Source organism: Massilia sp. UYP34, from assembly GCF_056279385.1.
In genome coordinates, this window is record NZ_JBWBRF010000014.1 from 50191 (window position 1) to 73775 (window position 23585).

Sequence of the window (23585 nt, forward strand, 5' to 3'; positions counted from 1 at the left end):
GCGTTAGCGGCCGATCGACAGCAGCGAATCGAAGATGGTGCCGGCGATCTGCATCACCTTGCTGGCCGCCTGGTAGGCCTGCTGGTACCTGATCAGGTTGGCCGCTTCCTCGTCCAGGTTGACGCCCGAGACGTCGGCCTGGGCGCCGGCCGCCTGCGCCAGCAGGGAATTGCTGGCCGAGGCGTTGATCTGGACTTCGCGCGTCTTGTTGCCGACTTCGCTCACCATCTGGGCATACGAGGACTGGACGGTCGCGGTGCCGCCATTGAAGATGTTCCTGGTCTGCAGCTCGCCCAGCGCCGCGATGTTGCGGGTGTCGCCGACGCCGTTGACGTTGGAGGCGATCTCGAAGTTGTCGCCGTCGCCCGGGGCGCCGGTCATGGTCACGATGATGCCGCCGAAGGCGTAGGTGGCGCCGTTCTGGAACACGACGCTGCCCACGATCGGCGTCCTGACGCCCTTGTCGTCGACCGTGTAGACCGTGTCGGCGGCCGGGAAACCGGTCAAGGTGTCGGGCGCGCCGGCGACGCCCTTGTTGAAGGTGAGCGTGATCGGCAGCGCGGGCGGCGTCCCATCCAGGAACTCGCTGTCGACCTTGATCTCGCTGATCTTGCCGCTGCCGGTATTGGTCGAAGGTTCATCGCTCAGGACCGGGGCCGCGGCCGCGATCTGCGACACGTCGTTGGCCAGCACCTTGAAGTCGGACGCGCCATTGATGGTCGGCCGCACCAGGAAGGTGTCGCCGTCGACCGCGCTGTTCGAGAAGGTCATCTCCACGCCGCCGACTTGCAGGATGGCGTCGCCGTTGACGTCCGGTGCGACCGACGCGACCGGCTTGCGGTCCGGCAAACTGGAAATGTGATACTGGCCAGCGGAAAACTTGACCTCGTAATCGTTGTCGGCCAGCTTGGACGGGTCGACGACCCTGGCCGTCAGCTCGGACGTGCTCAGCGGCGAGCTGTTGACGCTTTTGCCCACGTAGGCCGGCGCTTCGTTGAAGAAGGCCTTGCCCGGCTGGCCGTTCTGGTCCAGGCCCAGCTCGTGCTGGCGGTTGAATTCGAAGGCCAGGCCGAGCGCGATCTTGCCGAGCTGGCTTTGCGCCTTGTCCAGGGTGTTGCTGCGGAACTCGAGCACGCCGCCCAGCTTGCCGCCCGGCAGGGCGCCGTCGGGCAGCACCGACACCTTGCTGCCCACCTGGTAACCCACTTCGAGGCGGGCCAGGTCGGTCGGCGACTGCATCGTCGCCAGCTGGAAGGAATCCTGGCCCACCACCAGCGGCTGGCCGTTGCCGATCGCGACCGTGAAGCTGTTGTTATCGCCCGGCAGCACGGTGGCCTTGACGTATTTGTTCAGTTCCAGCACCAGCTGGTCGCGCTGGTCCAGCAAGTCGTTCGGCGGCCGCTGCGGCGACGAGGCGTAATTGCCGATCTGCTCGTTGAGCTTGGCGATCTGCTTGGCGTAGGTATTGATCGCGGTGACGCTCGACTCGAGCTCGGCATTGACGCCCTCGCGGATCTCGCCCAGGCGCGCGTCCAGGCCGTTCAGGCGCGTGGCCAGCGATTCGGCGTTCGACAGCATGGCCTGGCGCGACGGCACCGAGGCGCGGTTGGCGGCCATGTCCTGCACGCCCTTGAAAAAGCCTTGCATCGCCGGGGTCAGGCCGGACGTGGTGTCGGCCAGCAGGTTGTCGATCTGCTTGATCTGCGAATGATACGATTCCAGGCCGCTGGCGCTGGCCTGGGCGCTGCGCACCTGCGTGTTCAGGAAGTCGTCGCTGTAGCGCTTGATCTGCGCGATCTGGGTGCCGGTGCCGATGAAGCCCACGCCGGTATTCATGGCGGCCGCGGTGGCCTGCACCACCACCTGGCGGCTGTAGCCGGCCACGTTGGCGTTGGTGATGTTGTGACCGGTCGTGGACAGGGCCGCCTGGGCGGCGTACAGACCGGTCTTACCGATGGCGAGAAGGCTACTCATGAATTTTTTCTCTCTTTGACAAGTCTGTCTACGGCAGATTCTGGAAAAACTTGACGGTCATTGGACATGACATCGTCTCCGGCCAGGCCGTCAGGCCAGCGAATGCTTGATCAAGCGGGTCAGCTTGGCCGCGTAATGCGGGTCGGTCGCATAGCCGGCGCGCTGCAGGCCCCGGGCGAACGCCTCGGCGTCGCCCCCGTTGGCGATGACTTTTTCATAACGTGGATTATTCGTGATCAGCCTGGCGTAGTCGCGGAACGAATCGGCCGGCGTGTCGTAGGCGCGGAATTTCTCGACCCGGGTCTGCGGCTTGCCGTTCACATACTCGGTGGTCACGGCGGTGGCGACCTTGCCTTTCCAGTTCGGACCGGCCTTGATGCCGAACAGGTTGTTGCTGCTGGTGCCGTCGGCATTCTTGATCATGCGCTTGCCCCAGCCGGTCTCGAGCGCCGCCTGGCCCAGCATGAACTTGGCCGGCACGCCGGTGGTCTGCTCGGCCGCATGGGCGTGCTCGTGCAGCTTTTCCTGGAAGGCGCGCACGTGCGGCGCCTGGACCCGGCCGCTCTCGGTGGTGGCGGCCAGCGGCGGCGCCTTGCCGGTGGCCGCAGCCGCCGCCGCGCCACCCTGATACATGGCGGCGGCGTTCATCGCGGTCGGCAGGCCCTTGATGCCAGGCGCGGCAGCGCCGGCGCCCACGCCGTCGGCGCCGATCGCTAGCGCCTGCTGGCCCATCTGCTGGGCGCCCAGCTGGCGCACCAGCACGTCGGCCAGGCCAACGCCGCGCTTGGCCAGGTTCTGGCTCATCTGCTGGTCGAGCATGGTGGTGAAGGTCTTGGTCTGCTGGTTGTCCATCAGGCCTTCCTGCGGAGTGGCGTCGCGCATGCTCTTCATCATCATATTGATGAACATCGCCTCGAACTGGGTCGCCGCTTCCTTCATGGCGGCCGGCGAGCCGTCCTTCGCGCTCTGCCGCAAGCCGTTGAGGCTGTTGGTGTCGAGCGCGAGCTTGGCGGTCTGGTCGTTGGAGAGGCGCGAGGCGATCATGCTTGGGTCCAGTGAATTAGATGATTTCGAGTTCGGCGCGCAGCGAACCGGCGGCCTTCAGCGCCTGCAGGATGGCCAGCAGGTCTTGCGGGGTGGCGCCGATCGAATTCATCGCCTTCACCACTTCGGCCAGCGAGGCGCCGCCCTTGACGTTGAGCATCTGGCCCGGTTCCTTCCTGACCTCGACGCTCGGGTTCTGGGTCACCACGGTGGCGCCCAGGGTGCCCGGGTTCGGCTGGCTCACTTGCGTGTCGGCGCCGATCGTCACCGACAGGTTGCCGTGCGAGATCGCGCAGTTTTCCAGCATCACGGCCTGGTTCATCACCACCGAACCGGTGCGCGCGTTCATGATCACCTTGGCCGAGGCCAGCGGCTGCCTGACGTCGATCTGTTCCAATTGGCCCAGGAAGGCCACGCGCTGGTCGCTCGACGACGGGGTGCGCACGCGCACCACGCGGCCGTCGAGGGCGGTCGCCACGCCGGGGCCGAACTGGTCGTTGACGGCTTCGACCACGCGCGCCGCGGTGGCGAAGTCGGTTTCCTTGAGCTCCAGGCGGATCTGGTTGTCCGCGCCCAGGTTCGAGGCCACCGCGCGCTCGACGGTCGCGCCGCCCGAGATGCGGCCCACCGACAGGTGGTTGACCTGCACCTGGGCGCCGCCACCCGGGGCTTGCGCGCCGACGCCGCCGACCACCAGGCTGCCCTGGGCCATCGCGTACACCTGGCCGTCGGCGCCGTGCAGCGGCGCCATCAGCAAGGTGCCGCCGCGCAGGCTTTTCGCATTGCCGATCGAGGACACCGTGATGTCCAGGGTCTGGCCCGGCTGGGCGAAGGCCGGCAGCGAAGCGGTGACCATCACCGCCGCCACGTTCTTGAGCTGCAGCTGGACGCCGGCCGGCAGGTTGATGCCCTTCTGCTGCAGCATCGCCTTGATCGACTGCACGGTGAACGGGGTTTGCGTGGTCTGGTCGCCGGTGCCGTCCAGGCCCACGACGATGCCGTAGCCGGACAGCTGGTTCTGGCGCACGCCGGCGATGGTCGCCAGGTCCTTCAGGCGCTCGGCCTGGGCCATCGGAACGGTCCCGGCGAGCGCGGCGGCCAGCAGCATGAAGACGGTGATCTTACGCATGGATGATTTCTCTTAGAACGGCAGCATCGACAGGAAGAAACGCGACAGCATCGAGGTCACCTCGGCGCGGTCGAGACGGCTGTTGGTGCGGTATTCGACCCGCGCATCGGCGATCGTGGCCGACGAGACGACGTTGCCCGGCTGGATCGTGTCCGGGCTCACCATGCCCGAGAAACGGATGAACTCGGTGCCCTTGTTCATTGCGACCTGCTTTTCGCCGGCCACGATCAGGTTACCGTTGGGCAGTACTTCGGTCACGGTCACGCCGATGGTGCCGGTAAAGTTGTTCGAGGCGCTCTGGTTGTCGCCGTCGGCGAACTTGATGCCCGACTCGAGATCGACGCCGGCGCCGATCTTGCCGGCCAACAGGCCAGGCGCGGTGAAGCTGGCGCTGCCGGTCTTGTTGCCCGAGCTGGCGCCGGCCTTGGTGGCGCTGGTGCGCTCGCTGATGTTGACGGTCAACAGGTCGCCGATGTGGCGCGCGCGGCGGTCCTCGAACATCGGGCGGTAGCTGTTGGCGTTGAAGATGGCGCCGTCGGTGGCCGGCGCGTTCTCGACCAGCATCGGACGGGCGCTGGTCGGGCCCTGGACGATGGTGGACGGCGCGGTGTTGCAGCCGGCAAGCAGCGCCAGCGCAGCGAGGAACGACAGGGGCAAGGACAAGGTTTTCATGAGGACGGGATTAGAGCTGCGACAGTTTCTGGAGCATCTGGTCGGAGGTCGTGATCGCCTTGCTGTTGATCTCGTAGGCGCGCTGGGTCTGGATCATGGCGACCATCTCTTCGACCACGTTGACGTTCGAGGCTTCGACATAACCCTGCATCAGGTTGCCGGCGCCATTGGTGCCAGGCACGTTGAGGTTCGGCGCGCCGGATGCGGTGGTTTCGACGTACAGGTTCTCGCCGCGCGACTCGAGGCCGGCGGGATTGATGAAGGTGGCCAGCTGCAGGGCGCCGATCTGGGTCATCGCGGCTTCGCCGGCGATCTTGACCGACACGGTGCCGTCGCGGCCGACGCTGATCGATTCGGCGTTCACCGGCACGGTGATGGCGGGCTGGACAACGAAGCCACTCGAGGTGACGAGCTGGCCGTTCTGGTCTTTCTGGAACGAGCCGTCGCGGGTGTACGCCTGGGTGCCGTCCGGCATCAGGACCGGGAAGTAGCCGGGACCGTTGACCATGACGTCCTTGTCGTTGCCGGTCAGCTGCGGGTTGCCCTGGGTATGGATGCGTTCGGTGGCGACGGTGCGCACGCCGGTGCCGATCTGCAGGCCCGACGGCAGGTTGGTCTGCTGCGACGACTGGGCGCCGGGCTGGCGCACGTTCTGGTACAGCAGGTCCTCGAACACGGCGCGCGACTTCTTGAAGCCGTTGGTGCTGACGTTGGCGAGGTTGTTCGAAATGACGTCCAGGTTGGTCTGCTGGGCTTCCAGGCCGGTCTTGGCGATGTACAGCGAACGAATCATGGCATTCTCCTATTGGCGGCAGGCGAACACCGCCACGCACAATAGAATTATGCCGGGGCAACTATCAATTCAAAGCGAGGATCTGGGTCGCTTTTGCGGCGTTATTCTCGGCGTTCTTCAACAGGCTCATTTGCGTGTCGAACGACCTTGCCAGGGCGATCATATTGACCATGCAGTCGACCGGATTGACGTTGCTGCCCTCGAGCGCGCCGCCCGCCACCCGCACGTTGGGGTCGGGCTGGGCATTGCCGCCATCCTTCAGGCGGAACAGGCCGTCGTCGCCGCGCACCAGGTCGCCCTCGGGCGGATTGACCAGCTTCAGGCGGCCCAGCACGGCCGCCGCGGCCGGCTGGTCGACGTTGGAGATGGTCGAGATGGTGCCGTCGCCGCCGATCGTCACGGTGGCGTCGGGCGGGATGGTGATCGGACCGCCTTCGCCGGCGATGGTCTGGCCCGAGGCGGTGGTCAGCACGCCGTTCGGGCTCATCTGCAGCGAACCGTTGCGGGTATACGCCTCGGTGCCGTCCGGCATCTGCACCGCCAGCCAGCCCTGCCCTTTCACTGCCACGTCCAGGTCGCGGCCCGTGACCTGCAGCGCGCCCGACGAGAAGTCGTTGCCAGCGGTCGAGTCGACCACGAAGGCGCGCGTCGGCAAGCCCGGACCCTGCACCGGCGCCGAGCGGAACACGTCGAGCTGGGCGCGAAAGCCCGTGGTGCTGACGTTGGCCAGGTTGTTCGAGGTCGTGGCCTGCTGTTCGAGGATGTGCTTGGCGCCGGAGGCGGCGGTGTAGATCAGGCGGTCCATGTCGTGGTCCTTGAGGTGGGCAAAATGCGGCGGTGCTTGAACGCACCGCCGGCACGTTCAGTCATCAGCGCAGGTTCACCAGCGTCTGCAGCACCGAGTCCTGGGTCTTGATGGTCTGCGCATTGGCCTGGTACACGCGCTGCGCGGTGATCATGTTGACCAGCTCGGCGGTCAGGTCGACGCTCGAAGCTTCAGTGGCGCCTGCCTGCAGCACGCCCATGCCGCCGGTGCCGGCGGTGCCGATCAGCGGGGTGCCGGAATCGGCCGATTCGGCCCAGGCGTTGTTACCGAGCGGCTCCAGCCCGTTCGGGTTGGTGAAGTTGGCCAGGATCACCTGGCCCAACGGCTTGGTCTGGCCATTGCTGTACTGGCCCAGGATGATGCCGTCGGCGCCGGTGGTGAAGCGCTGCAGGGCGCCCGGCTTGTAACCGTCCTGGTCCAGGCGTTTCTCGCTGGTGGCGTTGCCGTACTGGGTGCTCTTGGCGAAGTCGAGCGTGACCGGGATCTGCAGCTCGGCGCCGGTCGACGGCACCACCGGCAGCGAGGCGGCGAACTTGCCGTTGAAGCCCGGGCCAGTGCCGCTGGTGGCCATGTTCAACGCGCCATTGGTGTCGAAATTCAGGGTGCCGAGCGGTTTCGGCGCCACGGCCAGCGAGTCCAGGATGGCGGCGTTGACCTGTTCCGGCGTGGCGCCGGGCACCGCGGCGGCGGCGTTGGCGGCGGCGCCGATCTTGGCCTGGTCGGCCGCGCTCATGGCCGGGTCGGCGGCGACGGCGGCGGCCAGCACGGCGTTGGCCGCCGAGGTGGCGTAGGCATTGATGGCGCCGGCCTTGCCCGCCGGGGCCGCGGTGTCCCAGGCGGTGCGCGCGCCCAGCACGCCGGCGTCGGTCAGGGTGACGCTGGCGGCCTGCGCCGATTCCATCTCGGTGCCGTCCATGCTGGTGTAGACGTCCCACTCGCCGGCCTGGGTCTTGACGTAGTACAGCGACAGGGTGTGCGGGTTGCCCAGCGTGTCGTATACGCTCACCGGGCTCTGCTTGTTGTAGGTGGTCGGATCGGCCGCGTTGAACGGCTTGTTGGCCGGCGGCTGGGTGCGCGAATCGAGCTGGATCTCGGCGAAGATGCTCGAGGTGACCTTCGGCGGCTGGTCCGAGGTGTCGATCTGGATCGGCACCGGCGCGCCGGCGGCCAGCTGGCCGTTCGGGCCCAGGCCGTAGCCGGTCAGCTTGGCGCCCTGGGCATTGACGACGTAGCCGCCCTTGTCGAGCGAGAACTGGCCATTGCGCGAATACTGGACCACGCCGGCCTGCTCGATGCGGAAGAATCCGGCGCCGTTGATGGCGATGTCGAGCGGGTTGCCCGAGGATTCGATATTGCCCTGATTGAATTGCTGGGCGATGGCCGCGACCTTCACGCCGATGCCGGCCTGGCTGCCGCCGGCGCCATTGAGCGCATTGGCGTAGACGTCGGCGAACTGGGTGGTCGAGCCCTTGAAGCCGACCGTGCTGGCGTTGGCGATGTTGTTGCCGATGACGTCAAGCGATTTGGCGGCGCCGTTCAAGCCGCTCAAGCCTTGTTGGAAAGACATGGTAATGCTCCTGATGAGGTAACAGGTAAGCGGCTTGCTTACATGACTTGTTTAATGTCGGCCAGGGTCACGGAACCCTTGCCCGGAAGGTTGAGCTTGACGCCATCCTTGCCGCCGGTGGTGACGCTGGCGACGCTGTCGAAGGCCAGCGCCTTGGCATCCCTGAGCGTCTCGCCGCCGCGGCTGGCCACCACGCGGAACGAATACGCCCCGTCGGGCAGCACGACCGGCTTGCCTTCGCTGCCGAGCTTGTTCGGGTCCGGCACGCCGTCCCAGGCGACCGGGACGATGCCCGCTTCCTGTTCGCCCAGCTCCAGCGAGGCGACGTCCTTGCCGCTCGCGTCGGTGATCACGATCTGCACCTTGTCGGCCGGGGTGTCCAGCTCCACGCCCAGGATCGCCTGGCTCTTGTGCAACAGGATGCCGTCGCCCTCGACCAGCACGCCGGAACCGATCAGCTGGGTGGCCTGCAGCGCCTCGGTCGACTGGTAGCTCGACTTGAGCGTTTCCAGGGTCGTGTTCAGCTTGTTCACGCCGGTCACGGTCTGCAGCTGGGCCAGCTGGCTGGTCATCTGCGCATTGTCCATCGGGTTCAACGGATCCTGGTTCTGCAGCTGGGTGACGAGCAGGGTCATGAACTTGTCGGTATCGGCCTGGACGCTGTCGGTCCCGGTCTTGGCCTTGGCGTTCATCGCCGCCTGCAGGTCGGAAATATTCGAGGTCGGGTTCTGGGAGCTGATCGGGCTGGTCATGGTCGCTGGGAAGGTTATTGGCCGATGGTCAGGGTCTTGAGCAGCATGGTCTTGGCTGCGTTCATGGTCTCGACGTTGGTCTGATAGGAACGCGAGGCCGACAGCATGTTCACCATCTCGTCGACCACGTTCACGTTGGGCATCGATACATACCCCTTGTCGTCGGCCATCGGGTGCTTGGGATCGTAGACCTGCTTGAGCGGCGACGGGTCTTCGACCACTTCGCGCACGCGCACGCCGGTGGCGCCCGAGGCGGTCGGCACCGACTCGAACACGACCGCCTTGGCGCGGTAGGCTTCGCCGCTGGGCGAGGTGGCGCTGTCGGCGTTGGCAAGGTTGCTGGCGGTAGTGTTCAGGCGCTGGGCCTGAGCGCTCATCGCCGAGCCCGACACATTGAAGATATTAAATAGCGACATGGTCAATCAGCTCCTTATTGGCTCTGCAGCGCCGTCATCAGGCCCTTCAACTGGCTGTTGATCATCATGACCCCGGCCTCGTAGCGCAGCGCGTTGTCGGCGAACTGGTTGCGTTCGACGTCCATGTCGACGGTATTGCCGTCGACGCTGCCCTGCACCACGCCGCGGTACAGCACCGGCGTGCCATTGGCCAGGGTGGCGCCGGCGGCGGCGCCGCGCGGGATGTGGCTGTTGCTGGTGGTGTTCATCGCGCCGGCATTCTTGCCACCCGCCATCGCGTTTTGCAGGGCGCTGGCGAAGTCGATGTCGCGCGCCTTGTAGTTGGGCGTGTCGGCGTTGGCGATGTTCGACGCCAGCAGTTCCTGGCGCTGCGAGCGCAGGGACAGTGCGGTTTCATTGAAACGCAGGTAGTTGTCGAGATTGCCGATCATGCTGCCTCCGGGTCTTGGGCTGGTTGGGACAGAAGCGATCATACGGACCGGCCTGCAACACCAATCGACGGAGAAGGAGGTGGAAATCCCCCGCTATTCAATGTTTCACTACGGAATCATTCGACCTAAGATGGCAGCATTCCGATCTCCCATCCACTGGAATCTCCATGAAACAGCAACTCGTCGCTTTTTCGCTGCTCGCCCTGGCGCTCGGCGGCGCGCAGGCGCAGCAACCATCCGGCGCCGCACGCCAGAAGGCGGAAGACCTGCGCAAGGTCGCCGAACAGTTCCTGAAGACCCAGAGCGCCGGCCTGCCGGGCCAGGTGACGGTGACGGTGGGCGGCGTCGACCCAAGACTGAGCCTGCCGGCCTGCCCGGCGCCGGAAGCCTTCCTGCAACCCGGCGCGCGCCCGTGGGGCAAGACCACCGTCGGCGTGCGCTGCGCCGCCCCGGCCTGGTCGTTGTATCTGCAGGCGCAGGTGAGCGTGGTGGCCGACTACGTCGCCGCCGCCGTGCCGCTGGCCCAGGGCCAGCCGCTGGACGCGCACCAGCTGGTGCTGGTGCAGGCCGACATCGCGGCGATGCCGAACGGCATCATCACCGACATGACGCAGGCAATCGGCCGCACCCCGACCATCTCGCTGCCGGCCGGCACCGCGCTGCGCATGGACACCCTGCGCAGCCAGCAGGTGATCAAGCAGGGCCAGTCGGTACGGCTGGTATCGCGCGGTTCGAACTTCTCGGTCACAAGCGAGGCAAAGGCGATCAACAACGCCAGCGACGGCCAGGTAGTGCAGGTACGCACCCAATCCGGCACCGTCGTCAGCGGCCTGGCGCGCAACGGCGGGATGGTGGAAATAGTTCTATAAAGAAATGTGATTTCGCGGCATCGAAATCGTGCTCGATCGCTAAAGTTTGTAAAGGCAGCGCCGTTACATCAAGCAGATCCCGGAGCTTGTAGCTTCGAACCGAGAAGGATGATGCTGTGAAAATCAACGATACGCTCAAGGGCAACCCCGGCCTCCAGCCGGCGACCACCCAGACGAATACCGCGCGCGGCGCCGACAAGGCCGCAACGACGGCGCCGACGACCCAGGCGCAGACCGACAGCGTGCGATTGTCCTCGCAGGGCCAGGCCATGGCCAATGCGGTGGGCGGCGCGCAGGTGTTCGACGCGAAGAAGGTCGAACGCATCAAGATGGCCATCGCCGATGGCCAGTTTCAAGTCAACTCCGAGAAAGTGGCGGACGGCTTGCTGGAAACCGTACGCGACTTGCTCCATTCAAGACAACGCTAAACCATGACGCCGAGCCCGACCCAGACCATTGCAGCCGAACACCAGCACCTCGACGCCCTCGTGGCATTGATGAAACAGGAACAGCAATCGCTGGTCGCGCTCGACGCCGACGAGCTGTCCAGCCTGACCACGCAAAAGAACGCCCTGCTGGCCAGTCTGTCGAGCCTGTCGCAACAGCGCCACGCGGCGCTGCGGGAAGCCGGATGCGAGGGGTCGGAAGCGGGCATGGCGCCATGGCTGGCCGCCAGCGGCGATGGCGAACTGCGGGAACGCTGGGAGCGCATGCTGGACGTGGCCCGCGAAGCCAAGGAACTCAATCGCGTCAACGGCATGCTGATCAGCAAGCAGCTGGCGCACAACCAGGGCGTGCTCAACGCCCTACGCACCCCGACCAATGCGCCGACCGGCGCGATCTATGGCGCCAGCGGCCAGACCGTGGGCCTGGGGGCATCGAAGCGGTATGTGATCGGCTGAAAAGCGCGCTGAACATCGGCAACGCCGGATTCAGCCGCCCAGGCGGGTCAGCTCTTCCTCCAGCGCATCCAGGAACACCTTGACCCGTTCCGGCACGTAGCGCCGGGTCGGCGTCATGGCCCACACCGACAGCTCTTCCATCGTTGCATCCTCCAGCTCGACGCGCACCAGGCTGCCCGCGCGCAGGTGTTCGTGCACGTCCCAGAAAGTCAGCATCGCCAGGCCGAGCCCCTGCACGGCGGCGGTGCGCGCGGCATCGACGCTGCTGGTCAGCACGCGCGCATCGACGCGCCTGCGCTGCAGGCTGGCGTCCACCACGAAGGGCCAGCGCGCCACCGCGTGCAGGCCGATGCACTGGTGGCGCTCGAGATCGGCCAGGGTGGCGGGGGTGCCGTGCGCGCGCAGGTAGCGCGGCGCCGCGCACAGCAGGCGCGGATTGGCGGCCAGGCGCCGCGCCACCAGTTCCGAATCGCCCAGGGTGGCTACCCGCAGCGCCAGGTCCAGGCCCTGGCCGACGATGTCCTGCACCCGGTCGGACAGGTCGAGGTCGACGCGCAGGTCGGGATGGCGCTCGAGCAGGGACGGCAGCAGCGGCAGCACGATGGCCTGGCCGAACACGCTGGGCGCCGTCAGGCGCAGCAGGCCGGAGGCGCGCATGCCGCTGGGCCGCAGGGCGCCGCGCGCGCTTCCCTCGGCCTCGGCCAGGGTGGCCGCATATGGCGCGAAGGTCTCGCCCTCGGCGGTCAGCGCCAGCGAACGCGTGGTGCGGTGAAACAGCCGCACGCCCAGGTCGGCTTCGAGCGCCGCGATGCGGCGCGACGCCTGCATCGGACCGATGCCGAGCTGGCGCGCGGCTGCCGACAAGGTGCCGCCGGCTGCCACCGCAAGAAAGATGCGCACATCCGAAATCTGCATGTTTATAACCGTATATGTTAAAGCGGCTGCTCACCGGCTCGTCTTTATCGTTCACTGGCGCTCGCCTAGCATGACTTCATCGTCGCCAAGCGACACCACCCGAGCGAGAACCGGCATGAGCGATACCCAGAACATGATTTTATCCGCAACCGATATAAAAGGCGCCAAGCTGCGCAACCGGCTGGCGGTGGCGCCAATGACCCGCGTCTCGGCGACGCCGGAAGGCGCCCCGACCCGTGCCATGCATGACTACTACCTGCGCTTCGCCCGCGGCGGCTTCGGGCTCGTGATTACCGAGGGCCTGTACACCGACCAGGCGTTTTCGCAGGGCTACCTGAACCAGCCCGGCCTGGCCGATGACGAACAGGCGCGCGGCTGGGCGCCCATCACGGCGGCGCTGCGCGACCAGGGCGCCCTCGCCTTCGCCCAGCTGATGCATGCTGGCGCGCTGAGCCAGGGCAATCGCTTCCGCAGCCACGGCGTGGCGCCATCGGCCATCCAGCCGAAGGGACAGCAGATGACCTTTTACTACGGCAAAGGCGAGTATGCCGTGCCGCACGAGATCAGCGAGGAAGAGATCGCGCAGGTCGTGCAGGGCTTCGTCGACAGCGCCGTGCGCGCGGTGCGCATCGCCGGCTTCGACGGCATCGAGATCCACGGCGCCAACGGTTATCTGCTGGACCAGTTCCTGAGCGCGCATACCAATCTGCGCACCGACCGCTGGGGCGGGCCGGTCGAGCGACGCGTCGGCCTGCTGGTCGAGGTGCTGACGGCGGTCAAGGCGGCCGTGGGCCCTGGGGTGCCGGTCGGCATCCGGATCTCGCAAGGCAAGGTGAACGATTTCACCAGCAAGTGGCCAGGCGGCGAACGCGACGCGCAGGCGATCTTCGGCGCGCTGGCGCGGGCCGGCGCCGACTTCATCCACGTTACCGAGTTCGAGGCATGGCAACCGGCCTTCACCGACGGCCGCGACAGCCTGGTGGCGCAGGCGCGCAAGCACGCGCCTAGCGTGTCCATCATCGCCAATGGCGGCTTGCATGACGCGCACCGCGCCAACCAGGTGTGCGCGGACGGCGCCGACGTGGTGGCGCTGGGGCGCGGCGCCCTGGCCAATCCCGACATGCCGAGCTTGTGGCAGCGCGGACTGGCGCCCCGCGCCTTCGACGGCGCCATCCTGGGACCGATCGCCGACATCAAGCAAAGTGAGCTGGCGCTGACTGGGCTCGACTGAACGGAAAGTCCTACGCGCAGGCGCTCTCTGCTCCTATTGGGAACACTGACGGGTGAACCCAGATGGGCATTTTGTCAGTGTGCCAAGGAGAACATGATGGAAGATCAACAACCGAAGGACGCCCGGCAAGACAATCCCGACCAGGGCCTGCGCCAGGGCCGCGCCGATTCCTCTGCGGGCTTCGTGACCGACGACAGGGGCGGCGCGTCGAGCATCGGTTCGGGCAACCAGCAGTCCGGCAACTTCGCCATGGCTGCGCCTGAAAGCAACGTCGGCCCGGCCGGCGCGGCGCAAAGCAGCCGTGGCACTGCCTCCGGGCCGATTCCCGGCGGCGCGCTGGGCAAGGCGCAGGCCGGGCAGGACGGCCAGTCGGAGATCGGCGGCGCGGCGACCGGCGGTTCGCCCGGTACCCACTTCGACCGGGCGGCGCAGGATTACGTGGGGCGCGCCAGCGAAGACAAGATCAGCGAGCGGCTGGCCGACGGGGCCGAAAGTTCCGGGACGCCGGGAGACGGGCCGCGGTAGCCGGACCGGGTGAACGCGCGCCAGGGCGCCATCCCGCCCGCCGTCGCCGCCATCGGGGCAAGACGTTGTCGCCATGGCGGATGACGGGCGGATGCCGCTCCAGGCGTCCCGGTTGCGCACCGAACAGCAATACATTCCTACAAATGCTTATAATGATGGCTCCGATCACTGTCCGGCCATCATGCCGCCCGAACCCTCTTCGCACGACGTGCGCTCCGCCTTCCGGCGTGAATTCGTTTCTCCCCATCTGTGGCGCACCCGGTTCGTCGTGGTCAGCATGGCCGCCGTCGCCGGCCTGGTCGTGGTCGCCTTCACCTGGCTCGCCGAATCGGCCTTCGGACAATTCCAGCAACTCAATGACCTGGCATGGTGGGCGCCGCTGATCTGGACGCCGCTGTGCTGCGCCGCCATCGTCTGGGTGACGCGCCGTTATGCGCGCGGCGCCGGCGGCTCCGGCATTCCGCAAGTGATGGCGGCGCTCGATCCCGCGCTGTCGGGCGGACGCCGGCCCCTGCTCGTGTCGCTCAAGCTGAGCCTGGCCAAGATCGGCCTGACCTCGGCCGGCCTGCTGGGCGGCCTGTCGCTCGGGCGCGAAGGCCCGTCGGTGCAGATCGCGGCCGGGGTGATGCTGTCGGCCCGGCGCTGGCTGCCGCGGCGCAGCAGCATCAGCGCCCATTCCCTGCTGGTGGCGGGCGGCGCCGCCGGCATCGCAGCCGCCTTCAACACCCCGCTGGCGGGCATCATGTTCGCGATCGAAGAGCTGTCGCGCACACCCGAGCAGCGCAACAGCGGCCTGATCGTCGCCGGCATCGTGCTGGCCGGCCTGATCGCGGTCTCGGTGCACGGCAACGGCCCCCATTTCGGCGTGATCCATGCCGGCCCGATCGGCCTGTCGCTGCTGTGGCCGGGACTGCTGGCGGCCGTGGTGTGCGGCTTTGCCGGCGGCCTGTTCGCGCGCCTGCTGCTGGCCAGCCTGCGCGGCACCTCCCCTGACCTGCCCAGCCGCTGGCGCGCCCGCTATCCGGTGCGCTTCGCGCTCGGCTGCGGCCTGGCGGTCGCCATCATCGGCATCGCCAGCGGCGGCGCCACCTACGGCAGCGGCAACGAAGCCACCCGCAGCCTGCTGGAAAACGAAGCCAGCGTGCCGGTCGCGTTCGCCCTGTTCAAGTTCGCCGCCACCTGGCTGACCGCGTGGTCGGGGGTGCCGGCCGGGATTTTCGCGCCATCGCTGTCGATCGGCGCCGCCCTCGGCCACGACATCGCCGTGCTGACCGGCTATCCGCATGCGCCGGCGCTGATCGCGCTGGGCATGGTCGGCTTCCTGGCCGCGGCAACCCAGGCGCCGCTGACGGCATTCATCATCGTCATGGAAATGGTCGACGGCCATGGCATGGTGCTGAGCCTGATGGCGTGCGCGGTGGTGGCCAGCACCGTGTCGCGGGTGCTCAGCCCGCCGCTGTATGGGGCGCTGGCGGCGATCCAGTTGCCGCCGCGGCTGCTGCGCGAAGGGAACGGCGAACGCGCATGACGGGCCCGGACTGAGGGAAGCGCTGATTTATTCTGGCGGATGGGATTGGCGACGGAAAAAGGCGCCCGGCAAGGCGTAAACCGCAGCCATACCGCGTGGTATGGCGAGGATTTACAACGCAGCAGGGCGTCTTCTTTCCGTGCCAAGACCGCCGCCATGAATAAATCAGCGCTTCCCTAGGCATCGGGATGACGCGTCAGTCGAACAGTTCGGCCGACGCGAATGGCACGCCCTGGCGGTCCTTGGCCGAGACGACCGGCGCGCCCGTGCGCGGCCACCCGATCGCCAGCTGCGGATCGTCCCAGGCGATGCAGCGCTCGTGCTCGGGCGCGTAGTAATCGGTCGCCTTGTAGACCGTCTCGGCGCTGGCGGACAGCACGATGAAACCGTGGGCGAACCCTTCGGGCACCCACAGTTGCGCCCGGTTTTCGGCGCTCAGCACTTCGCCCACCCACTGGCCGAAGGTCGGCGACGAGCGGCGCAGATCGACCGCCACGTCGAACACGCTGCCCCGCACGACGCGCACCAGCTTGCCCTGCGCCTGCCGCACCTGGTAATGCAGGCCGCGCAGCACGTTGCCGGCCGAACCGGAATGGTTGTCCTGGACAAACGCCACCGTGCGGCCCACTGCGGCGTCGAACAGATCCTGGCGAAAGCTCTCGTAGAAGAAGCCGCGCTCGTCGGCGAATGCGCGCGGAACGATGCGCAGGACGTCAGGGATCGCCAGCCGCGTAATCTGCATCAGCGTCCTTCTTTTGCCGTGCGCAACAGATATTGTCCATAATTGTTGCCCTTCATTGACGCTGCCAGCACTTCCAGCTGCCGTGCGTCGATCCAACCTTTGCGAAAAGCAATTTCCTCAGGACACGACACTTTCAGGCCCTGGCGTCGTTCGATCGTCGCGATGAACTGGCTGGCGTCGAGGAGCGATTCGTGGGTGCCGGTATCGAGCCACGCATAGCCTCGCCCCATGACTTCCACATGCAGCTTGCCGCTCTCCAGATACATGCGGTTCAAGTCGGTGATTTCGAGTTCGCCCCGCGCGGACGGCTTCAGTTCGCGCGCCATCGCCACGACGTCGCGGTCGTAGTAGTACAAGCCCGTGACGGCATAATTCGAGCGCGGCGCGGCCGGCTTTTCCTCGAGGCTGACCGCCTTGCCTTCGCCGTCGAACTCGACCACGCCATAGCGCTCCGGGTCCTGGACATGGTAGGCGAATATGGTTGCGATGTCGTGACGCGCATCGGCGCGCTCGAGCATTGGATGAAGATTGTGGCCATAGAACAGGTTGTCGCCCAGTACCAGCGCCGACGGCGCATCGCCGATGAAGCGCTCGCCGATGAGGAAGGCCTGCGCCAGGCCATCGGGCGACGCCTGCACCGCGTACGAGAGATTCAGCCCCCAGCGCGCACCGTCCCCCAGCAATTGCTGGAACCGCGGCGTATCCTGCGGCGTCGAAATGATCAGGATGTCGCGGATCCCGCCCAGCATGAGCGTGCTCAGCGGATAGTAGATCATCGGCTTGTCGAATACCGGCAACAGCTGCTTCGACATCGCCAGCGTGGCCGGATGCAGCCGGGTGCCGCTGCCGCCGGCCAGGATGATGCCCTTGCGTTTCACGGGTTCGCTCATAGGTTTCCTTGCGCCGACAACTCGGCGATCATGCGGTTCACGTGGTAGCGCCAGTCGGGCGGCGCCAGGCCGAAAGTGGCGCAGAATTTGCTGCAATCCAGACGCGAATTCGCCGGTCGCACGGCCGGCGCCGGCAATGCGCCGGCGGCGATCGGCTGCACGGCATCCGGTCCCGCTGCCAGCACCGCGCCATGCGCCTGCGCCTGCGCCAGCACATGCCGGGCGTACGCATGCCAGGTGGTGCTGCCGCTCGCGGCGACGTGATAAGTGCCGGACAGGCGGCGCGCGTCGTCCTTCTGGGCCGCGATGCGATACAGCGCCAGCGCCGTGGCGTCGGCCAGCAGTTCGGCGCCGGTCGGCGCGCCATGCTGGTCGGCGACCACGCTCAGGGATGCGCGTTCCTTTGCCAGCCGCAGCATGGTCTTGGCAAAATTGCTGCCGCGCGCAGCGAATACCCAGCTGGTGCGCAGGATCAGGTGCATGGCGCCACTGGCGCGGATCCGTTCCTCGCCGCCGGCCTTGGTATGGCCGTACACCGACAGCGGATTGACGGCGTCGGTCTCGACCCAGGCGCCCTCTTTCGCGCCGTCGAAGACATAGTCGGTCGAGTAATGCACCAGCCAGGCGCCCAAGGCGGCGGCCTCTTCGGCCAGGACGCCGGGCGCGACCGTGTTGCAAGCGTGCGCGGCGTCGCGGTCGCTTTCGGCCGCGTCCACTGCCGTGTAAGCGGCGGCGTTAACGATCACATCGGGCCCGACGGCGCGCACCAGCGCCCGCAGCGACGCGGAGTCGGCGATATCGGCTTCGCCGCGGCCACAGGCACGCAGCTCGCCCAGCGGCGCCAGCGCACGCTGCAGCTCCCAGCCGACCTGGCCATCCTTGCCGAGCAACAGGATCTTCATGCGGCCGGCCGTCCATCGGCGTAGTGCCGGTCGATCCAGTCGCGGTAGCCGCCGCTGGTCACGTTGCGCACCCATTCGCCGTTGGCCAGATACCACTCGACGGTCTTGCGGATGCCGGTCTCGAACGTCTCGGCCGGGCGCCAGCCCAGCTCGCGCTCCAGCTTGCCCGCATCGATCGCGTAACGGCGGTCGTGGCCGGGGCGGTCCTTCACGAACGTCATCTGCGCGGCATACGACTGGCCGTCGCCGCGCGGACGCAACTCGTCGAGGATCGCGCACAAGGCGCGCACCACGTCGATATTGGCCTTCTCGTTGCCGCCGCCGACGTTGTAGGTCTCGCCCGGCCGGCCGTCGGCCAGCACGCGCCGGATGGCGCTGCAGTGGTCGAGCACGTACAGCCAGTCGCGGATCTGCCGGCCGTCGCCATAGATCGGCAGCGGCTTGCCGGCCAGCGCATGGTGGATCACCAGCGGGATCAATTTTTCCGGGAAATGGAACGGGCCGTAATTGTTCGAGCAGTTGGTGGTCAGTACCGGCAACCCATAGGTATGGTGGTAGGCGCGCACCAGGTGGTCCGACGCCGCCTTGCTGGCGGAGTAAGGGCTGTTCGGCTCGTAGCGGTTCTGCTCGTTGAACGCCGGCGCGTCGCTGGACAGCGAGCCATACACCTCGTCGGTGGACACGTGCAGGAAGCGGAACGTCTCACGCAGCCCGGGCGCCAGGCCGTTCCAGTAGGCGCGCACCGCCTCGAGCAGATTGAAGGTGCCGACGATATTGGTCTGGATGAAGGCGCCGGGGCCGTCGATCGAGCGATCGACGTGGCTTTCGGCCGCGAGATTCACTACCGCACGCACCCGGTGTTCGGCCAGCAGGCGGCCTACCAGCGCGCCATCGCCGATATCGCCGCGCACGAAGTGGTGGCGCGGATTGCCCTCGAGGCTGGCGAGGTTCTGGAGATTGCCGGCGTAGGTCAGCTTGTCGAGGTTGACGACTGGCTCGTCATGCTGCGCCAGCCAGTCGATGACGAAGTTCGAGCCGATGAAGCCCGCTCCGCCGGTCACGAGGATGGTCATTCCTGCGGTTCCTGGTAAAAGTGTACATGGTCAGGCGGCGCCAGGGCGCCTTCCTGAGCCCAAAATCCAACGCACCATTCTCGGGGCGATATAGCTCGATTGTCAATGAGCGGCATGGCCCCCGGACAGCGCCGTACGCCAGGCGCGCCTACGCGGCTGCGTCGCTCGCCAGCCGCACGCCCATGGTCGCCCGCCTGCCAGCGGTCGCTGTTCTGTTACTTATTTGTATTAGTTTCGCCAGCCCATTGACTTGGTTTAAGAAGAGTAACAATGAACGTTGCATCAGCGCAAGATGCAGCACCTGTATGGGGTGACAGTGGGGAATCGCCATCATTTCAGGAGCCCGCCATGTCCCTCCACCCTGTCCTCCCGTCGGCCGCCGTCGCGGCCCTGGTGCTGTCGTTCTGCAGCAGCGCCGCGGCCGCCGTCGAGGTCACCGTCACGCCGGTGAAACCCGCCGTCGAGCGTGGCGACGACGTGCTGGTGCGCGTCACCCTCACCAATGCGTCCGGGGCCGCCCAGCACCTGCTGCGCTGGCGCACGCCGCTCTATGGGGTCGAGGCGTCCCTGTTCGAGGTGCGGCGCGACGGCCAGCCGGTGCGCTACCTCGGCCGGCGCATCAAGCGCGCGGCGCCCGGCCCGTCGGACTACGTGCGCCTGGATCCCGGCGCCTCGCTCAGCAAGACCGTCGAGCTGTCGCGGCTGTACGAGATGAGCGTGACCGGCAGTTACACGATCCGCTACCACAGCGCCGCCATGCCGGCGCCGGGCGCCGGTGTCCAGGCGGTGGTTGGCGAGCTGGTCTCGAAGCCGGTCAGCATCTGGGTCGACGGCCGCCTGCCGCGCGGCGCCAAGCCGGCCGCCATCGCGCCGGAACCGGGCGGGGCCGGCCTGAGCTACGCCAACTGCTCGAACGCTCAGCAAGAGCAATTGGTGACGGCGATGGATGCAGGACGCGCGATGACGCGGGATGCCCACGCCTACCTCACCTCGGGCAAGCAGTATGGCGAGCGCTACACGACCTGGTTCGGCGCGCCCGACGCCGCGCGCGGCGCCAAGGTCAGCGGCAATTTCACGGCCATCAAGGACGCGTTCGAGAACAAGCCGGTCAAGATCGACTGCGATTGCGACGAACCGTATTTCGCCTATGTGTATCCGGCGCGTCCCTATACCGTGTGGGTGTGCAGGGCGTTCTGGGCCGCGGCCGTGACCGGCACCGATTCGCGCGGCGGCACCCTGTTGCACGAGCTCAGCCATTTCGACGTGGTGGCGGCGACCGATGACCACGTGTACGGCCAGTCCGGCGCCGCCGAACTGGCGCGCACGGCGCCCGAGCGGGCGATCAACAACGCCGATTCACATGAGTATTTTGGGGAGAACACGCCGGCAGTAGGGTTGGCGGCTTCGCCGCCGACGCGGTGATGGTTATCGGTGCCCTTTTCGCGCCGGATGATCTTGCCGCTACCTATCACCGCGTTGGGTAATCTGGTCCAGTGGACCAGATTACGAGCCGCCGACCCTACGGTTCAAGCAAGCGTTGATTCACCGCTGCGTAAACGAAAACTTCACCGGAATCGCCGGACTGCTCTTGATGCTGCCCGCATCGACCTTGCCCAGGCTGGACAGCCACGGTCCGGCATAGCGGATCTCGTAGCTGTGCTGCCCTGGTTTGAAGGCATAGGCCTGGGTGATGTCGATTGTGTTCAGGTGCGTGGTCTGCGGCTTGACCTCGAGGTAGTCGGCCGGGCCCAGGGCCGCGCGCTTGACCATGCGGCCGGTGTAGGCCACTTCTGCCCCGGGTGTGCGCAGGTCGAAGCGCGGAGCGGTCAGGTCGTCGCCCAGGGCGATCTCGCGCGGGATCCACACCGACTGGTCGCCGCGGTTTTCGATCAGCACCCGCACCTTGACCGACTTGGCGCCGGTCTTCACTTCGAGCCGGTGATGCACGTTCACCTTGGCCTCCACGGCCTTGACCGCGCCGGCCAGGCCGCCCAGCGCCAGCAGCGTCGCCAGCACAGCTGCCGGCATGCTTCGTTTGACATGCATCTTGCCTCCTTCCGGGACGGGGCCACCACGGTTTGACAGACTCGCCGCCGCGGGCGCGACAACGGTCTTCCAATTATGACACGGGTAGTCGTGACAGTTCAGGGCAGAATGTTACCGCCTGTTTCAGGCAAGGCCGCCAGGATGGTCACCGCCACCCGCCGGTTGCGGGTCTGCCCGGACACGTCCGTATTCGGCGCCACCGGCCGCGTGTCGGCAAAGCCGATCGCCGACAGCCGCGCCGGCGGCAGTCCGTGGTCGATGAACAGGCGCACCACGCTCGAGGCGCGCGCGGTCGACAGTTCCCAGTTCGACGGATACACCGGGCTGGCGATCGGCACGTCGTCGGTATGGCCCTCGACCTCGATGCGGTGGCTGTCATCCCGGAGCAGGCCCGCCACCGCGCCCAGCACTTCGCGCGCTTCGGGATCGAGCAAGGCCTGGCCCTGCGCGAACAGCACGCTGGCGTTGATCTCGACGCTGATGCCGCGCGCGTTCTGGGTCACCCGCACCTGGCCCGACTTCACCAGCGGCAGCAGGGTCGCCGACAGCGCGCGCGCCATCGCGCCCATGCGCTCCTGCTCGCGCCGCGCGGCCTCGTTGCGCTTGCGGTTGATGATGTGCGACAGCGGCAGCACCGGCTCGACATTGGTGTTCACCTGCGTGGCCGCGCCGCGCCCGCCGAAGGCGTCGCCCAGGGCGTCGGACAGCACCTGGTACTTGCCCTCGTTGACGATGGAGATCGCGTACATCACCACGAAGAAGGCGAACAGCAAGGTGATCAGGTCGGCGTACGAGATCAGCCAGCGCTCGTGGTGTTCCTGCGGGACGTCCTCGTCGTAGCGCTTGCGGGCCATGATCTCGCGTGCCGTCAGTGGCGCGCCAGCAGGCTGGCGACGCGCTCGTCGACCACGCGGCCGTGGTCGCCGCTGGCCAGGTCGGCGAACACCTCGGCCAGGATCTCGTACTGCGCGACCCGGTCGTTGACGATCGCCTTCAATTTATTGCCGACCGGGTAGAGGAACAGGTTGGCCAGGCCCACGCCGTACACGGTCGAGACGAAAGCGACCGCGATGCCCGAACCCAGGCGCGCCGGGTCGGACAGGTTTTCCATCACCTGGATCAGGCCCAGCACGGCGCCCAGGATGCCGATCGTCGGCGCATAGCCGGCCGCCGATTCCCAGATGCGCGCCGCTTGCCGCTGGGCGAATTCATAGCCGTTGATCTCGTGCTCGAGCAGGCTGCGCAGCTTGTCGGGCGCGATGCCGTCCACCACCAGGCGCAGGCCCTTGGCCACGAACGGATCGGCCCTGCCCATATATTGTTCCAGCGACAGCAGGCCGTCGCGGCGCGCCGACTGGCTCCACAGCGCGATGTCGCGCGACAGCTTCTGGCGGCCGTTTTTTGGCGGCACGAACACCCAGCGCAGCATGCCGAGGCCGCGCAGGAACGTGCGCGACTCGCTCTGCAGCAGCACGGCGCCGAAGGTGCCGACGACGACGATGGCGAAGGCCGCCGGCTGCATCAGCGATGCGAACCTGCCGCCGTCGAGCGTGTAGCCGAGGAAAATGCCGGCGATCGCCAGCACCAGGCCGCCTACGCTGGCCCAGTCCATATATGCTCTCTCAAGGTGGTGCGCAGGCGCGCGACGGCCTGGGTGTGCAGCTGCGACACCCGCGATTCGGAGACGCCCATGACGGCGCCGATTTCCTTCAGGTTCAGCTCTTCTTCGTAATACAGGCCCATCAACAGCTTCTCGCGCGGCGGCAGGTTGTCGATGGCCTCGATCACGGCGTGGCGGAAGTCGGTTTCCATCAGGCCGCGCAAGGGGTCGCTGTCGTCCACCGCATAGCGGTCGAGGAAATTGCCGTCGCCGTCGTCGTCATGGAAATCTTCGTAATAGAGCAGCTGGTGGCCGCCCGAGTCGGCCAGCATGTCCTGGTAATCCTCGAGCGAGAGCTTGAGCGAGCCGGCCACCTCGGATTCGCTCGGCGGGCGGCCCAGCCGCTGCTGCAGCGCGTGCATTGCGGTCTCGACCTTGCGCATGTTCTGGCGCGTACTGCGCGGCATCCAGTCGCTGCTGCGCAATTCGTCGAGCATCGCGCCGCGGATGCGCAACACCGCATAGGTCTCGAATTGCGCGCCGTGGGTGTCTTCGTAGCGGTTGATCGCGTCCAGCAGGCCGATCATGCCTGCTTGCACCAGGTCATCGACTTCCACGGAAGGCGGCAACTTGGCCTTCATGTGGTGGGCAAGGCGCTTTACCAACGGCATATGCTCCGTCAGCAAAGAATTCTTGTCCGTTTTCCCTTTGACCGTGTACATGCTGGTGTCAGTCTTCTCTCTACTTGTTCTATTGCC

General features: G+C 66.8%; 26 protein-coding genes. 7 read left to right on the forward strand and 19 right to left on the reverse strand.

Annotated elements, in window-relative coordinates:
• Positions 1 to 3: 3 nt before the first annotated feature.
• The 10 genes from flgK to flgB form a co-directional block, all read right to left on the reverse strand.
• Positions 4 to 1974 carry a flagellar hook-associated protein FlgK gene (gene flgK / locus ACZ9AQ_RS18465; protein WP_429206083.1) on the reverse strand — a complete coding sequence of 657 codons (1971 nt, stop codon included), beginning with the start codon at positions 1972 to 1974 and terminating at the stop codon, positions 4 to 6.
• A gap of 90 nt (positions 1975 to 2064) precedes the next feature.
• Positions 2065 to 3018: a flagellar assembly peptidoglycan hydrolase FlgJ gene (flgJ, locus tag ACZ9AQ_RS18470; protein ID WP_429206085.1), complete on the reverse strand. Its 954-nt coding sequence runs from the start codon at positions 3016 to 3018 to the stop codon at positions 2065 to 2067.
• A gap of 16 nt (positions 3019 to 3034) precedes the next feature.
• Positions 3035 to 4147, reverse strand: a complete 1113-nt coding sequence (locus ACZ9AQ_RS18475; RefSeq protein WP_429206087.1) for a flagellar basal body P-ring protein FlgI — start codon at positions 4145 to 4147, stop codon at positions 3035 to 3037.
• Between the two features lie 12 nt (positions 4148 to 4159).
• On the reverse strand, positions 4160 to 4819 hold the full coding sequence (locus ACZ9AQ_RS18480; protein ID WP_429206088.1) for a flagellar basal body L-ring protein FlgH: 660 nt from the start codon (positions 4817 to 4819) through the stop codon (positions 4160 to 4162).
• Positions 4820 to 4829: 10 nt separating this feature from the next.
• Entirely contained in the window at positions 4830 to 5612 is a 783-nt protein-coding gene (gene flgG, locus ACZ9AQ_RS18485) for a flagellar basal-body rod protein FlgG (protein ID WP_071361654.1), read from the reverse strand.
• 64 nt (positions 5613 to 5676) lie between these two features.
• Positions 5677 to 6417 (reverse strand): flagellar basal-body rod protein FlgF, encoded by a 741-nt coding sequence (flgF, locus tag ACZ9AQ_RS18490; protein ID WP_429206091.1) that lies wholly within the window; start codon positions 6415 to 6417, stop codon positions 5677 to 5679.
• 64 nt (positions 6418 to 6481) lie between these two features.
• Complete coding sequence (locus ACZ9AQ_RS18495; protein ID WP_429206093.1) at positions 6482 to 8005, reverse strand: flagellar hook protein FlgE; 1524 nt, start codon at positions 8003 to 8005, stop codon at positions 6482 to 6484.
• Between the two features lie 38 nt (positions 8006 to 8043).
• Positions 8044 to 8757, reverse strand: coding sequence for a flagellar hook assembly protein FlgD (locus ACZ9AQ_RS18500; protein ID WP_429206095.1), 714 nt, complete (start codon positions 8755 to 8757; stop codon positions 8044 to 8046).
• A gap of 14 nt (positions 8758 to 8771) precedes the next feature.
• Positions 8772 to 9173: a flagellar basal body rod protein FlgC gene (flgC, locus tag ACZ9AQ_RS18505; RefSeq protein ID WP_429206096.1), complete on the reverse strand. Its 402-nt coding sequence runs from the start codon at positions 9171 to 9173 to the stop codon at positions 8772 to 8774.
• Between the two features lie 14 nt (positions 9174 to 9187).
• Complete coding sequence (gene flgB, locus ACZ9AQ_RS18510; RefSeq protein WP_429206098.1) at positions 9188 to 9604, reverse strand: flagellar basal body rod protein FlgB; 417 nt, start codon at positions 9602 to 9604, stop codon at positions 9188 to 9190.
• Between the two features lie 167 nt (positions 9605 to 9771).
• Between flgB and flgA the strand changes: the two genes are divergently transcribed.
• The 3 genes from flgA to ACZ9AQ_RS18525 all read left to right on the forward strand — a co-directional run bounded on the left by flgA (position 9772) and on the right by ACZ9AQ_RS18525 (position 11375).
• Entirely contained in the window at positions 9772 to 10473 is a 702-nt protein-coding gene (flgA, locus tag ACZ9AQ_RS18515) for a flagellar basal body P-ring formation chaperone FlgA (protein WP_429206100.1), read from the forward strand.
• 116 nt (positions 10474 to 10589) lie between these two features.
• Positions 10590 to 10901 (forward strand): flagellar biosynthesis anti-sigma factor FlgM, encoded by a 312-nt coding sequence (gene flgM, locus ACZ9AQ_RS18520; protein ID WP_429206102.1) that lies wholly within the window; start codon positions 10590 to 10592, stop codon positions 10899 to 10901.
• 3 nt (positions 10902 to 10904) lie between these two features.
• Complete coding sequence (locus ACZ9AQ_RS18525) at positions 10905 to 11375, forward strand: flagella synthesis protein FlgN (protein WP_429206104.1); 471 nt, start codon at positions 10905 to 10907, stop codon at positions 11373 to 11375.
• A gap of 30 nt (positions 11376 to 11405) precedes the next feature.
• Here ACZ9AQ_RS18525 and ACZ9AQ_RS18530 read toward each other — a convergent pair whose 3' ends face one another.
• Positions 11406 to 12290, reverse strand: a complete 885-nt coding sequence (locus ACZ9AQ_RS18530; RefSeq protein ID WP_429206106.1) for a LysR family transcriptional regulator — start codon at positions 12288 to 12290, stop codon at positions 11406 to 11408.
• A 115-nt stretch (positions 12291 to 12405) separates the two neighbouring features.
• Between ACZ9AQ_RS18530 and ACZ9AQ_RS18535 the strand changes: the two genes are divergently transcribed.
• From ACZ9AQ_RS18535 to ACZ9AQ_RS18545, 3 genes are all read left to right on the forward strand, one after another.
• Positions 12406 to 13521, forward strand: a complete 1116-nt coding sequence (locus tag ACZ9AQ_RS18535; protein WP_476108284.1) for an NADH:flavin oxidoreductase — start codon at positions 12406 to 12408, stop codon at positions 13519 to 13521.
• A 96-nt stretch (positions 13522 to 13617) separates the two neighbouring features.
• Complete coding sequence (locus ACZ9AQ_RS18540) at positions 13618 to 14046, forward strand: hypothetical protein (RefSeq protein WP_429206109.1); 429 nt, start codon at positions 13618 to 13620, stop codon at positions 14044 to 14046.
• A 181-nt stretch (positions 14047 to 14227) separates the two neighbouring features.
• The gene (locus ACZ9AQ_RS18545) at positions 14228 to 15574 is read left to right on the forward strand and encodes a chloride channel protein (RefSeq protein WP_429206111.1); all 1347 of its coding nucleotides are present in this window, start codon (positions 14228 to 14230) and stop codon (positions 15572 to 15574) included.
• 196 nt (positions 15575 to 15770) lie between these two features.
• Here the strand turns inward: ACZ9AQ_RS18545 and rfbC are convergent, their stop codons facing one another.
• The 4 genes from rfbC to rfbB are packed head-to-tail and all read right to left on the reverse strand — an operon-like array spanning position 15771 to position 19181.
• Entirely contained in the window at positions 15771 to 16316 is a 546-nt protein-coding gene (rfbC, locus tag ACZ9AQ_RS18550) for a dTDP-4-dehydrorhamnose 3,5-epimerase (protein WP_429206113.1), read from the reverse strand.
• The gene (rfbA, locus tag ACZ9AQ_RS18555; protein ID WP_429206114.1) at positions 16316 to 17206 is read right to left on the reverse strand and encodes a glucose-1-phosphate thymidylyltransferase RfbA; all 891 of its coding nucleotides are present in this window, start codon (positions 17204 to 17206) and stop codon (positions 16316 to 16318) included. Before rfbA ends, rfbC begins: the two co-directional genes overlap by 1 nt.
• Positions 17203 to 18108, reverse strand: a complete 906-nt coding sequence (rfbD, locus tag ACZ9AQ_RS18560) for a dTDP-4-dehydrorhamnose reductase (protein WP_429206115.1) — start codon at positions 18106 to 18108, stop codon at positions 17203 to 17205. The genes rfbA and rfbD overlap by 4 nt, the downstream gene beginning before the upstream one ends.
• Positions 18105 to 19181 (reverse strand): dTDP-glucose 4,6-dehydratase, encoded by a 1077-nt coding sequence (gene rfbB, locus ACZ9AQ_RS18565; RefSeq protein WP_429206117.1) that lies wholly within the window; start codon positions 19179 to 19181, stop codon positions 18105 to 18107. Before rfbB ends, rfbD begins: the two co-directional genes overlap by 4 nt.
• Positions 19182 to 19529: 348 nt before the next feature.
• Between rfbB and ACZ9AQ_RS18570 the strand changes: the two genes are divergently transcribed.
• Positions 19530 to 20603 (forward strand): M35 family metalloendopeptidase, encoded by a 1074-nt coding sequence (locus tag ACZ9AQ_RS18570; RefSeq protein WP_429206119.1) that lies wholly within the window; start codon positions 19530 to 19532, stop codon positions 20601 to 20603.
• A 120-nt stretch (positions 20604 to 20723) separates the two neighbouring features.
• On the opposite strand, the gene ACZ9AQ_RS18575 is transcribed toward ACZ9AQ_RS18570, so the two are convergent.
• The 4 genes from ACZ9AQ_RS18575 to ACZ9AQ_RS18590 form a co-directional block, all read right to left on the reverse strand.
• Positions 20724 to 21227, reverse strand: coding sequence for a hypothetical protein (locus tag ACZ9AQ_RS18575; RefSeq protein WP_429206121.1), 504 nt, complete (start codon positions 21225 to 21227; stop codon positions 20724 to 20726).
• Between the two features lie 98 nt (positions 21228 to 21325).
• The gene (motD, locus tag ACZ9AQ_RS18580; RefSeq protein ID WP_429206123.1) at positions 21326 to 22081 is read right to left on the reverse strand and encodes a flagellar motor protein MotD; all 756 of its coding nucleotides are present in this window, start codon (positions 22079 to 22081) and stop codon (positions 21326 to 21328) included.
• A 14-nt stretch (positions 22082 to 22095) separates the two neighbouring features.
• Complete coding sequence (locus ACZ9AQ_RS18585; protein WP_429206124.1) at positions 22096 to 22839, reverse strand: flagellar motor protein; 744 nt, start codon at positions 22837 to 22839, stop codon at positions 22096 to 22098.
• A complete protein-coding gene (locus ACZ9AQ_RS18590; RefSeq protein WP_429206126.1) occupies positions 22821 to 23549 on the reverse strand; it encodes an RNA polymerase sigma factor FliA in 729 nt (242 codons plus the stop codon). Before ACZ9AQ_RS18590 ends, ACZ9AQ_RS18585 begins: the two co-directional genes overlap by 19 nt.
• Positions 23550 to 23585: the final 36 nt, after the last annotated feature.